The 12,801-nt window shown below is 62.9% G+C and carries 10 protein-coding genes; 4 read left to right on the top strand and 6 right to left on the bottom strand.

Annotated elements, in window-relative coordinates; genetic code table 11:
- A partial coding sequence (locus GJ668_RS13835) for a transposase (RefSeq protein WP_155450730.1) occupies positions 1-626 on the top strand: 626 nt, incomplete at its 5' end.
- Positions 627-736: 110 nt separating this feature from the next.
- Here GJ668_RS13835 and recG read toward each other — a convergent pair.
- The 4 genes from recG to GJ668_RS13815 are packed head-to-tail and all read right to left on the bottom strand — an operon-like array spanning position 737 to position 4,993.
- The gene (gene recG, locus GJ668_RS13830) at positions 737-2,890 is read right to left on the bottom strand and encodes an ATP-dependent DNA helicase RecG (RefSeq protein ID WP_155450729.1); all 2,154 of its coding nucleotides are present in this window, start codon (positions 2,888-2,890) and stop codon (positions 737-739) included.
- Complete coding sequence (locus GJ668_RS13825; RefSeq protein WP_155450728.1) at positions 2,883-3,464, bottom strand: Uma2 family endonuclease; 582 nt, start codon at positions 3,462-3,464, stop codon at positions 2,883-2,885. The genes recG and GJ668_RS13825 overlap by 8 nt, the downstream gene beginning before the upstream one ends.
- Positions 3,465-3,520: 56 nt before the next feature.
- A complete protein-coding gene (mltB, locus tag GJ668_RS13820; protein ID WP_155450727.1) occupies positions 3,521-4,600 on the bottom strand; it encodes a lytic murein transglycosylase B in 1,080 nt (359 codons plus the stop codon).
- Positions 4,601-4,609: 9 nt separating this feature from the next.
- Entirely contained in the window at positions 4,610-4,993 is a 384-nt protein-coding gene (locus tag GJ668_RS13815) for a RidA family protein (protein WP_155450726.1), read from the bottom strand.
- Between the two features lie 130 nt (positions 4,994-5,123).
- Here GJ668_RS13815 and GJ668_RS13810 point away from each other — a divergent pair, with 130 nt between their 5' ends.
- The 3 genes from GJ668_RS13810 to murU are packed head-to-tail and all read left to right on the top strand — an operon-like array spanning position 5,124 to position 8,585.
- Positions 5,124-6,005 (top strand): phosphoribosylaminoimidazolesuccinocarboxamide synthase, encoded by an 882-nt coding sequence (locus GJ668_RS13810; protein ID WP_155450725.1) that lies wholly within the window; start codon positions 5,124-5,126, stop codon positions 6,003-6,005.
- 28 nt (positions 6,006-6,033) lie between these two features.
- Positions 6,034-7,908 carry a SulP family inorganic anion transporter gene (locus GJ668_RS13805; RefSeq protein WP_246194871.1) on the top strand — a complete coding sequence of 625 codons (1,875 nt, stop codon included), beginning with the start codon at positions 6,034-6,036 and terminating at the stop codon, positions 7,906-7,908.
- Positions 7,905-8,585 (top strand): N-acetylmuramate alpha-1-phosphate uridylyltransferase MurU, encoded by a 681-nt coding sequence (murU, locus tag GJ668_RS13800; protein WP_186343107.1) that lies wholly within the window; start codon positions 7,905-7,907, stop codon positions 8,583-8,585. Before GJ668_RS13805 ends, murU begins: the two co-directional genes overlap by 4 nt.
- On the opposite strand, the gene GJ668_RS13795 is transcribed toward murU, so the two are convergent.
- Both GJ668_RS13795 and GJ668_RS13790 read right to left on the bottom strand, forming a co-directional pair.
- Entirely contained in the window at positions 8,573-10,651 is a 2,079-nt protein-coding gene (locus tag GJ668_RS13795; protein ID WP_155450724.1) for an EAL domain-containing protein, read from the bottom strand. The genes murU and GJ668_RS13795 overlap by 13 nt on opposite strands.
- Complete coding sequence (locus GJ668_RS13790; RefSeq protein ID WP_343032218.1) at positions 10,648-12,801, bottom strand: PAS domain-containing hybrid sensor histidine kinase/response regulator; 2,154 nt, start codon at positions 12,799-12,801, stop codon at positions 10,648-10,650. Before GJ668_RS13790 ends, GJ668_RS13795 begins: the two co-directional genes overlap by 4 nt.

The raw sequence follows: 12,801 nt of genomic DNA, 5'->3' as shown, positions 1-12,801 counted from the left end.
TCCATGTGATCTCCACCGATGAGAAAACCGGGATCCAGGCGCTCGATCCCATTCACCCCAACCGGCCGATGCGCCCTGGCCATCCCGAGGCGGTGGAGTTCGAGTACGAACGCCACGGCACCCAGGCACTGATCGCCAACTTCGAGGTCGCCACCGGGCGCGTCATCACCCCCTCCATCGGCGACACCCGCACCGAAGCCGATTTTGTGGCACACATCGAGCGCACCCTGGACACCGATCCGCTGGGCGAGTGGATCTTCATCGTTGATCAACTCAACACCCACCAATCGGCCAGTCTGGTCGAATCCATCGCCCAACGCTGTGGGATCGACAGCGACCTTGGTGGCAAGGGAAAAACGGGGATCCTCCAGAGCATGGCCTCCCGCGCCGCCTTTCTCCAGGATCCCGCCCATCGCATCCGCTTTGTTTATACTCCCAAGCACTGTTCCTGGCTCAATCAGGTCGAGATCTGGTTCGGTATCCTCACCCGTCGGTTGCTCAAGCGCGCGCGCTTCGCCTCCACTGATGAACTCAAGCAACGCCTCCTTGAGTTCATCGATTTCTTCAACCAGACCCTCGCCAAGCCGTTTCGCTGGACCTATATCGGCAAGCCGCTGATGGCATGAAATTGTCCAGTCAACTTAAGGTGCGAGGTACTAGATTTATTGCAATCTAGTGCAAGATTAGCCCGCCATTCGCCATCCATCCAAGCTCACCTTGTACACGTAAAAGCGCCTCAAACCCCACCATAATGCTCCCTCTCCCCCAGCCACCGATCAATCAGCGGCGTAATGAGTTCGGGATACCCCACCAGCAACCGATCCGCCGCCCGCTGCGCCTCGGCAATCAACGGCTGATCCCGCAACGGATCAGCAATGCGGAATTGAATACTCCCCGTCTGGCGCGTCCCTAACACCTCACCCGCCCCCCGAATCGCCAAATCACGCTCGGCAATTTCAAACCCACTGGTCGAATCACGAATGATCCCAAGCCGCTCACGCGCAATCGCCGACAGCGGCGCGTGATAGAGCAGCAGACAATGACTCTCCACCGACCCACGCCCAACCCGTCCGCGTAATTGATGCAACTGCGCCAACCCCAACCGCTCCGGATTCTCAATAATCATCAAACTGGCATTCGGCACATCGACCCCGACCTCGATCACCGTCGTCGCCACCAGCAGATCCAGCGCACCGGATGCAAACTCCGCCATCAGCGCATCGCGGTCCTGGCTCTTGAGCCGACCATGCACCAACCCGACCCGTAACCCCTCCAGACACTCACTCAACTGACGCGCCGTATCCTCGGCCGCCTGACACTCCAGCACCTCCGACTCTTCGATCAGCGTACAGACCCAATACGCCTGTCGCCCCGCCAGACACGCCTGACGCACCCGCTCGATGACCTCGTCGCGCCGCGTATCCGGCACCGCGCGCGTGACGATCGGCGTGCGTCCTGGCGGCAGCCCGTCGATCACCGACAGATCCAGATCAGCATAGAGCGTCATCGCCAGCGAGCGCGGAATCGGCGTCGCGGTCATGATGAGCTGATGCGGCGCCCCGTCCTCGCCGCCGCCCTTCTCGCGCAGCTTCATGCGCTGATGGACACCGAAGCGATGCTGCTCGTCGATGATGACCAGCCCCAGATCCTGAAAAACCACATCGTCCTGCAACAGCGCATGGGTGCCGACCACGATCGGCGCCGCGCCGGAGGCGATCGCCGCCAGTCGTTCCTCGCGCTCGCGTCCCTTGTGACGCCCGGCCAGCCACACCGGCTCGATCCCGAGCGCACCGAGCCAGCCGCTCAGACTGCGCTGATGCTGCTCGGCCAGCAGTTCGGTCGGCGCCATGAGCGCAGCCTGACAGCCCGACTCCAGCGCCTGGAGCGCGGCCAGCGCCGCCACCACCGTCTTGCCCGCGCCCACGTCGCCCTGGAGCAACCGCTGCATCGGCCGTGGCTGCGCCAGATCGGCGGCGATCTCAGCGACCACCCGCTCCTGCGACGCGGTGAGCCGGAACGGCAGACTGGCCCGCAAGCGCTCGCGCAAACCGCCGTCACCGCCCAGCACCGGCGCCGAGACGCGCCGCTGTTCCAGCCGCATCCGGCGCAGACTCATCTGATGCGCAACCAGCTCCTCGAAGGCCAACCGCGCGAAGGCCGGATGCCGGCCCTCGGTCAGCTCCTGGAGCGGCGTGCCAAGCGGCGGACGATGCAGAAAGGCCAGCGCCTCGGTCAGGGTCGGCAGGCCCAGCGGGTCGAGGATCTCGGGCGGCAGCCGTTCGGCCGGCGCGGTGCGTTCCATGAGCGCCAGCGCCTGATCGGTCAGACCGCGCCAGCTCGTTTGCTGCAAGCCCTCGGTCGAGGGGTAGATGGGGGTCAGACAGGCGGCGATCGGTTCGTCGGCCCCGGCGCGCAGGAGACGGTATTCGGGATGCACCATCTCCAGCGACTGCGGCCCCTGGCGCACCTCACCATAACAGCGCACCCGCTCGCCGGGCTTGAGCGCAGCGGCCTGCTGGGGCGAGAAATAGAAGAAGCGCAACAGCAGCCCAGCCCCGAGCGCGTCCCCGATCCAGACCTTGAGCGAGCGCCGCCGCCCCAGACCGATGCCGGATTCGAGGATCTCGCCCTCGACCCAGGTCTCGACCCCAGGCGCGATCTCGACGAGCGGGGTCAAGCGGGTGCGGTCCTGATAGCGTAGCGGCAGATGAAAGAGCAGATCCTGGACCGTGCGGATGCCGAGCCGTTCGAGCCGCTCGGCGATCTTCGGCCCGACCCGATCGAGCGTGCGTACCGGAATCCGATCCAGGCCCGAATCCGACGACAGCCCGGCCTCCGGCGCCAAGACCGCCGGATCGACCGCGCTGTCGCTGACGCCGGCGTCAGGCATCGCGTCGTCTGTCCGGTGCCGGGACATCTTCATAGATCACATCCAGCGGCACCTCGTGATCGAGACAGTCGAGCCGTACTGTTCCTTCGGTGAGCACGTCCAGCGTCCAGCCCTGCGCCCGGCGATAGACCTCGACACGGCGCTGATGCTGATCGACGAGCAGATATTCCATCAAGCTTGGCAACGTCTGATAGGCGAGTAATTTCTCGCGCCGATCGATGCGTGCGGTGGAATTCGAAAGCACCTCGACCAGCAGACAGGGCCGGGTGCAGTAATAGGTCTCCCGGTCGTCCGGGTCGCAGGCCAGGATCAGATCCGGGTAATAGAAGATGTCCTGCTCGGCGATCTTGAGCCGGACCTTCAGGTCGTTGGCGAAGAGCTGGCAGGGCGTTCCGCGCAGCAGTGGGCGCAGGTGCGCATAGAGATTACCGACGATGAGTACATGCTGACGGCTGGCGCCGGTCATGGCGTACAGCTCGCCGTCGATGTACTCATGCCGGATGTCGGCGCCGTCCTCGCTGGCTAGATAGTCCTCGACGCTCAGGCGTGATGCATAGGCAAGCTGTTGAGACATGGCAGACGATCTCCGAGGCTAGACAGGTTTGGCGCACCAGACACCAGAGGCCGCGATCACCCAGCCGAACTGACCCGCGTCCCGTCCGGTCCGCCCTTGCGCGCGCGGATCGCCTGGGCGAGCTGGTACACGGCCATGGCGTAGTAGGTACTGTGATTGTAGCGTGTAATGACGTAGAAGTTCTTGAGCCCGAGCCAGTATTCATAGCCACCCTGGGCATCGAGTTCGAGCAGACTGACGGTGCCGACACGCCCGAGCGCGCGCGTGGGTGTGATGCCGCGACTCGCAAGATCGTTGAGCCCATAACTGGTGTTGAAGCCGCTTTTCATGGCGCGCGCAGCGGCCGGCGACTCCACCCGCGCACGCACGGTCACCGCCTCGCCCGGCTGCCAGCCGTGGCTTCGAAAATAGTTGGCGACGCTGCCGATGGCATCGGTCGGATTCCAGAGGTCGCGATGGCCGTCATCGTTGAAATCGACCGCGTAATCACGGAAGCTCGACGGCATGAACTGCCCCAACCCCATGGCGCCAGCGAACGAGCCGCGCGGCGCGAAGGGATCGATATTCTCCTCGCGCGCCATGATGAGGTAGTTCTCAAGCTCGCCGCTGAAATACTCGGCACGGCGTGGATAGGCGAAAGAGAGCGTTGACAGTGCGTCGATGATGCGCGTCTTGCCGGTGAAGCCGCCATAGCGCGTTTCGACGCCGATGATCGCGACGATGTATTCGGACGGAACGCCATAGCGCGCGGTCGCGCGCGCTAGCGCCGCTTCGTTGCGACGCCAGAAGGCCACGCCGTTGTTGATGGAGTCTTCGCCGAGGAACTTGGCCCGATAACGGGTCCAGGCTCCATTCGGCCCGGTGCTTTTACTCGGAGCCTGACGGTTCATCAGATTGATGATGGACTGCTGACGCCGCGCACCCGAGAGGATCGCCGCTGTGCGGTCGGGTGAATAGCCATGCCGGCGCATGCGGTCGACGAAGGCGTCGACACCAGGTGCTCCAGCAAAATCGCCACTGACACGGACGGACGCCGGTCTGTCGTCATAGGCCGACGTCCCGCGCGTTGGCGAGGTGCCGCAACCGACGAGCGGCAGAACTAACAGCCAGGGAAGGATTTTCGATAGATGCTTCATGAACGAACCTCACTCCAGAACCAGAATGGCGTCCATCTCGACCGCCGCGCCCTTGGGCAAAGCGGCCACGCCGATGGCGGCACGCGCCGGATAGGGTTCCTGGAAATACTCAGCCATGATCTGGTTGACCTGGGCGAAGTCGTTCAGGTCAGTCAGAAAGACATTGAGCTTGACGATGTCGCTCAGATCGCCGCCGGCCGCCTGCGCGACAGCACGCAGATTGTCGAAGACGCGCCGGATGTGGTCGGCCATGTCGCCATCGATCAATTCCATGGTCTCGGGAACCAGCGGAATCTGGCCCGACAGATAGACGGTCTGACCGACGCGGACGGCTTGTGAATAGGTGCCGATGGCGCGTGGCGCCTGATCGGTGCGGATGATCTGTTTGCTCATAGTCTCAATCTATCTCCAATACTTATTGTCAGGACGCGAACAGCCGTTGCCACCAGCGTCGGCGGTTGTTGCGCGCCGCATCGCCATAGCGGTTTATAATCGCAGTCTTATCGATTCCGGATCAACCGCCATGCCCGCTCTCTATCAATCCAATCTGCCCCATCTCGAACTGATCGCGCGCGGCAAAGTCCGCGATCTTTATCGCATCGACGACGATCATCTGCTGGTCGTTGCCAGTGACCGGCTGTCGGCCTTCGACGTGGTGCTGCCCGATCCCATCCCCGGCAAGGGCGAGGTGCTGGCGCGGTTATCGCGTTTCTGGTTCGAGCGCACGGCCGACATCATCCCCAATCATCTCACCGAGATTCCGGTGTCCTCCGTGGTGACCGATCCGCCGGCGCTCACCGAGCTCGGGGATCGCGCCATGGTGGTACGCCGTTTCAAGCCGCTGCCGGTCGAGGCCATCGTGCGCGGCTATCTGATCGGCTCGGGCTGGAAGGACTATCAGGCTAGCGGCGCGGTCTGCGGCATTGCCCTGCCCCCAGGTCTGCGTCAGGCCGACCGGTTGCCTGAACCCATCTTCACCCCCTCGACCAAAGCCGAGCTGGGCGCGCACGACGAGAACGTCGATTTCGCGCACACGGTCGGGCTGATTGGTCGCGAGCTGGCCGAGCAGGTGCGTGACACCAGTCTGGCCATCTATACGCGCTGCGCCGCCTATGCGCTGGAGCGCGGACTCATCATCGCCGACACCAAGTTCGAGTTCGGACTCGACGATAACGGTCGGCTGTCTCTGATTGACGAAGCCCTGACCCCGGATTCTTCGCGCTTCTGGCCGGCCGATGACTATCAGCCGGGTTCCAGTCCGCCGAGCTTCGACAAGCAGTTCGTGCGCGACTATCTGGAAACGCTCGACTGGGACAAGACCCCGCCTGGTCCCGAGCTGCCTCCGGAGATCATCGAGCGTACAGCGGCCAAATATCGCGAGGCCGAAGAACGCCTGACAGTCTGAGACTCGCCAACCTGCGGATCGCGGCGCCATGGCTGTCTGGTGCCCGGCCCCACTCACATCAAGCTGTACCCCATCCACCATGAACCGACTCCAGTCGCTCTTTCACAATCTGCGGACGCAAGATCCGCTGACGACCGGCAAGCAGTTCCTCGGCGCACTCGATTGGTCCTGGAGCACGCCCTACAAGGCTTGGCTGCCGCAGGTGACCGGGCGTGATGTGCGCTCTGACCTGATCGCCGCCCTCACCGGCGCCATCGTGGTGTTGCCGCAGGGCGTGGCCTTCGCCACCATCGCCGGAATGCCGCCCGAGTATGGCCTCTATGCCGGTATGGTCCCGGCGATCATTGCCGCCTGGTTCGGCTCATCGCGTCATCTGGTTTCAGGGCCGACCACGGCGGCCTCGGTGGTGCTGTTCTCGGCACTCTCGACGATGGCGGTTCCCGGGACACCGGACTATGTCATGCTCGCCCTGACCCTGACCTTCATGGTCGGCGTCATTGAGCTGGCACTGGGCTTTGCGCGCATGGGGGCGCTGGTCAACTTCATTTCGCACGCGGTGGTGGTGGGTTTCACGGCCGGCGCGGCGGTGCTGATCGCGGCCAAGCAGCTCAAGCACTTCTTTGGCGTCGAGATGGACAGCGGCGGCCATCTGCATGACATCTTGATCGAGTTTTTCGGGCATGTGCTGGAGATCAACCCCAGCGCGACCCTGGTGGCTCTGGCGACCCTGGGACTGGGTATCGCCTGCAAGCGCTGGCTGCCGCGTATTCCGTACATGATCGTCGCCATGCTCGGCGGCAGTCTGCTGGCGCTGGGCCTCGATACCTGGCTGGGTGCCGAGGCAACCGGCATCGCCACCGTCGGCGCCCTGCCCGCGACCCTGCCGCCGCTGTCGTCACCCTCGCTGACGCTGGAGCACATTCGCGAGCTGGCGCCCGTGGCACTGGCGGTGACGCTGTTTGCCCTGACCGAGGCGGTATCCATCGCCCGCTCGCTCGCGGCACGAGGCGGTTATCGCATCGACGGCAATCAGGAGTTCATCGGCCAGGGGCTGTCTAACATCACCGGTTCGTTCTTCTCGGGCTATGTGGCCACCGGCTCGTTCAATCGCAGCGGCGTCAACTACGAGTCCGGTGCGCGCACGCCACTGGCCTCGATCTTCGCGGCCTTCATGCTGATGGCCATCGTGCTGCTGGTCGCACCCTATGCGAGCTATCTACCCAAGGCCGCGATGGCCGGGGTATTGTTCCTGGTCGCTTGGGGGCTGATCGACTTCAAGGAGATCCGCCACATCCTGCATTCGTCCAAGCGCGAGACGGCGGTGCTGGCCGTCACCTTCTTCTCGGCGCTGCTGCTGGATCTGGAGTTCGCCATCTTCGCTGGTGTGCTCCTGTCGCTGGTGCTCTATCTGGAGCGCACCTCCAAACCGCGCATCGTGACCATGGCGCCCGACTCGCGTCTGCCCAAGCACGCCTTTTCGAGCAATCCGGACGTGGTGCAATGTCCGCAACTGCGCTTCATCCGGATCGATGGCTCGCTCTTCTTCGGTTCGGTCGCTCATGTCGAGCAGTATTTCGACCGCTTGCGCGCCGAGCACCCCAAGCAGAAGCATCTGGCGCTGATCGCCAACGGGATCAATTTCGTCGACCTGCAGGGCGGTCATGCCCTGGTCGAGGAAGCCGAGCGGCGGCGTCAGGACGGCGGCATGTACCTGATCAACGTCAAGCAGGGCCTGTGGGAGTCACTGGAGCAATGCGGCTGTCTGGAGGCCACGGGTGGGCGTAATGTCTTCCAGTCCAAGACGGCCGCCGTGCGCGCGATCTATCAGAAGCTCGATAAAACGGTCTGCGCGAGCTGTGACAAGCGCATCTTCCATGAGTGCAAGGAGCCAAAGCTAGCGTGAAGGCGATGATCCTCGCGGCCGGTCGTGGTGAGCGGATGCGTCCGCTCACCGATCACACTCCCAAGCCCCTGCTCCAGGCCGGCGGCAAGCCGCTGATTCAGCATCATATCGAGCGGCTGGCGGCGGCTGGCCTCCGCGAGCTGGTCATCAATCATGCGCATCTGGGGCAGCAGATCGAAGCGGCGCTTGGAGATGGATCAGCGTTCGGGGTCGAGATCCGCTATTCGCCCGAGGCCCAGGCGCTGGAGACCGGCGGCGGGATCTTCCAAGCCCTGCCGCTGCTCGGCGCTGAACCCTTTCTGGTTGTCAACGGCGATGTCTGGACCGATGTCGATCTGGGTGGACTGACGATCAGCGCGGGGGATCTGGCGCATCTGGTGCTGGTCGACAATCCGCCCCACAATCCAGAAGGCGACTTCGCGCTGAGCGACGGGCGCGTCCGGAGCGAGGGAAGGCCGCGTCTGACCTTCAGCGGTATCGGACTCTATCGGCCCGAGCTGTTCGATGGACAGACGCCGGGCGCTTTTCCGCTCGCTCCGCTGCTCCGTCAGGCGATGGCCAACGGGCGCGTCGGCGGTCGACACCATGACGGACACTGGTTCGATATCGGGACGCCTGAGCGCCTGGCGGCACTCGACGGCTGGCTCAACGCCGGCCGCGCGGATCAGGGCGCGTAACGTTGCAAGAAGTCTTCGAACGCGCTGACCGGTAAGGGACGCGAAAACAGATAGCCCTGTCCATAGGTGCAACCGAGATTGCTCAGACGCTGTCTCTGAACCTCGGTTTCGATCCCTTCGGCCACGACCTGCAAGTCCAGCTCCTGACACAGGGCCAGGATCGCGCGGATCAAGGCCAGGTCGCGCTCCTGCTCGACCATGTCGCGCACGAACACCTGATCGACCTTGACCGCATCCAGCGGGAAATTCTTGAGATAGGACAGGGACGAATAGCCCGTCCCGAAATCATCCAGATAGACACGGAAACCTAAGGCCCGCACCTCGCGCAACCAGTTGGAGACCGACTCCAGGTCGGTGGCGAACACGCTTTCCGTGACCTCCAGCACCAGACATTCGGGCGCCAGCCCCAGATTCTGGGTCACCTGCAACAACCAATCCGGCGCAACGCCGTCGGGGATCTGGCGCGTCGACACATTGACCGAGGCATAGAGCGACCACCCCCGCTTCTGCCAGTGGGCAAGCTGACGACAGGCCATCTCGATGACCCAGGCGCCCAGGCTCCGAATGAGTCCGGACGACTCGGCGATGGGAATAAAGGTCGCGGGGCTGATGAATCCCTGTTCGGCAGGCTGCCAGCGCAGCAGACACTCAAACCCCAGGGGCTGACCGCTCTTGAGATTCACGATCGGCTGATAATGCAGACTCAGTTCACACCGCGCCAGGGCCAGTTTCAGATCCCGTTCCAGACGATGGCGCTCGATGAGTTCGCGCCCCATGGCGTCGGTGAAGAAGCAGATCTGCCGACCGCCCTGCTCCTTGGCCCGCGACATGGCGATATTGGCATTGCGCAGCACGACCTCGACCTCGTCCCCGTCATCGGGAAACACGGCGAGACCGAGGCTGACACCGATGTCGAGGTTGCCAGCCGGTAGCTCAAAGGGTTGGGTCAGACGCTCCAGCAGACGCCAGGCCAGGCGCTCGGTCGCGGTGGCCTCGACCTGGTCGACGAGCACGATGACGAATTCATCGCCTCCGATGCGGGCGGCCGTGTCGACGTCGCGGATCTCTGACGTGAGGCGCGCGGCGATCTGTTGCAGCAACAGATCGCCCGTGTTGTAACCCAGAGTCTCGTTGACCTGTTTGAAGCGATCCAGGCCGATGCACAGCAGACTCAGTTGCCGCTTCTGATGCCGATGTCCCTTGAACGCCAGATCGAGCCGTTCCAGCAGTAGCGAACGATTGACCAGACCGGTCAGGGCGTCATAGTTGCCACGCTGGCGGATTTCTCGTTCGGTCAGGTGGCGCCGCGCGACATTGCTGAATTGGGCCACATAGCCGGTAACCTCGCCCTGATCGTTGCGGATCGCGGTGATCATGTCCCATTGCGGATGGATGGAGCCATCCTTGTAGCGGTTCCAGACCTCGCCTTCCCAATAGCCCAGGTTCTGCAGCGTGTACCAGAAATGCGAATAAAACTCAGGCGGATGATGGCCCGACTTCAGGAGCCGTGGTGTCTGCCCGATGGCCTCTTCGGGCGTATAGCCGGTGATGCGGGTGAAGGCCGGATTGACCCGGCGGATCACGCCTTGCGCGTCGGTGAGGATGATCCCCTCGCCGCTGACCTCGAACAGGGCGGCGGCCTCCTGCAAGCGCGCATTCTGGGCGCGCAGGGCCTGTTGCAGCGCATTCAGGCGCAGATGGGTCGCGACCCGCGCCAGCACCTCGTCGACCTGAAAAGGCTTGCTGATATAGTCGACCCCACCGGCGGCGAAGGCCCGCACCTTGTCCTCGGGGTCGCGCAGGGCGCTGATGAAGATCACCGGTACGTCACGGGTGCGCGGATCGGCCTGGAGCCGTGCGCAGACCTCGTAGCCGTCGAGTCCCGGCATCATGATGTCGAGCAGGATCAAATCTGGAGCTTCCGCCTGGACCGCGCGCAGGGCCAGCTCACCACTGGGCAGCGGACGGACCTCGTAGTCCTCGGCGGAAAGCATGCGCTTGAGGACGTTCAGGTTCTCCGGATTGTCATCGACGATGAGGATACTGGCAGACGGCTTGGTACTCACGATGCTCCTTCTCGTTGCTGGGCGAGGATCCAGTCCAGAATGCGCGGATAGTCATAGTGTTCGATCCACTGCCGCAGATGCCCGCTCAGGGCTGGATTTTGGTCGGCGATGGCCTCCAGGAGTTCGAGCGCCTGATCCGACTTGGCGCGAATCATCGCCTGTTCCAACGCTGAAAGCCACTCTGGCTGTAGGGGTACATCCGGTGCGGGAACTAGCGGTCCGACCCTGGAACGGTCTCGCGCCGCCACCACCGGCGGCGGTGAAACCGCGTCATCCCGATGGGTCCACACCAGCGGTAGATGGTCCTGCAGCACCTGAAACAACACTTGCCAGTCTACCGGTTTGCTGATGAAGTCACAGCAGCCGGCCTCCAGACAGGCGCGTCGATCATCCTCGAAGGCGCGCGCGGTCAGCGCGATGATCCGCCGGTTGGTGTCGCCGGGACGGTCGAGAATGGTGCGCGTGGCGACCAGTCCATCCAAAGTCGGCATCACCATGTCCATGAGAATCAGATCGAAGTCGTGCGTGGCGGTCAGGGTCACAGCCTGCTCGCCATCACTGGCCGGTGTGACGACAAAGCCTAGGGGCGTCAACTGCCGTTCGAGCAACTGGCAAGCGAGTGGCTCATCATCCACCACCAGCACCTGCAAGGGTTCCTGACGCGCGTCGGTGCGCCGATAGCCATCGAACAGGGCAGCATTGGACGCCAAGGCCGGCACTGGAAACTCCGACTTCAGCACGGGCGCAGGAATGGAAAGGGTCACGCAACTGCCGCGCCCTTCCTCGCTGTCCAGCTCCATGCACCCACCCATATTATTGACAAGCGAGCGGCTGATGGCGAGGCCCAGGCCGGTGCCTTGCTGTTTATGGCGATCTTCGCCGGCTTGGATGAACGGCTCAAACACCGCCTCACGCATGGCGGCGGGAATGCCAATGCCGGTATCGGTCACCTGAATGATCAAGGCTCCCGCCTGATAATCGGCCTCCAGGCTGACCTCCCCCTGCTCGGTGAATTTCACCGCATTGCCCAGCACATTCATGCAAATCTGCCGCAGGCGCTTGGCATCCAGCTCCACACTGGCGGGCAAGACGCCTTCCCGATAGCGGAAGGCGAGTCCCTTTTCGTCGGCGCGTAACTGGAAGGACTCACCTAACTCTCTCAACACGTCTTGTAATCGACAGGGAGCCGGTACGCATTCAAGGTAGCCTGCCTCAATTTTCGCCAGATCCAGGACATCATTGATCAACGTCAGCAGATAATCGCCGCTACGATTAATAATGTCGATGCCTTGCTGCTGCATCTCAGTGAGCGTCGCATCGCGCTGGAGGATCTGCGCATACCCGAGAACGGCATTCAGCGGGGTCCGCAATTCATGGCTCATGTTCGCGAGAAAAGCGCTCTTGGCCTGATTGGCGCTTTCCGCGGCCTCCTTGGCGAGGCGCAGCTCTTCAGCGGCCAGCTTGCGCTCGGTGATGTCCTCGACAAGACCTTCGATCGAAGTCACGTTGCCCGCCTCATCCTTGGCCGGTTTGGAAATGACCAAGATTGTGCCGATTTGACCATCCGGTCGATGGAACTCGATCTCCCAGGGCGGCAGTGCCTCGCCGCTCTGCAGTATGTAGGCAAGATTCGCCCAGGCGAGCTCAAGGGATTCCGGCAGCCAATCGACGACATCCGCGAAACTTTGCCCGATGCATTGAGCCTGAGTCAGACCGAAGACCCGTTCGACGTTTTTGCTCACATTGGTGAGGATGCCATGTTCGTCATGGGCATAGACGATAAACTGACCGCCGATGTCATCGACTAGACGCTGATACTTGGCGTGGCTCCGACGCAAGGCGATCTCGGCCTGTTTCCGGTCGGTGAAGTCGCGCGTGACGATAGTGCTGCCGATGAAACGCCCCCTGTCGTCATAACGCGCTGAAACGCTGGCATTAGACCAGCGCCCACCTCCCGGCAGCGGCATGAAATATTCGAATTGTTGCGCGCCCTGGCCGCGAATCGCCTTGATGGCGTCATCCAGTTTCGCGTAGATCGCTGGCGGCAGCACTTCGGAACACGGCTTGCCCAGGAATTGCTCGGGCGGCATCAAGAGTCGCTGTTTATCTTGATAGTAGGCATCGATAAAGCGCTGCTCGGTATCGAGCAC

Origin of the sequence: Allochromatium palmeri, from assembly GCF_009720725.1 — a bacterium.
Taxonomy (GTDB): Bacteria; Pseudomonadota; Gammaproteobacteria; order Chromatiales; family Chromatiaceae; genus Thermochromatium; species Thermochromatium palmeri.
The sequence above is the reverse complement of the archived record's forward strand: the minus strand, read 5'-3'. Positions and strand labels throughout refer to the sequence as shown.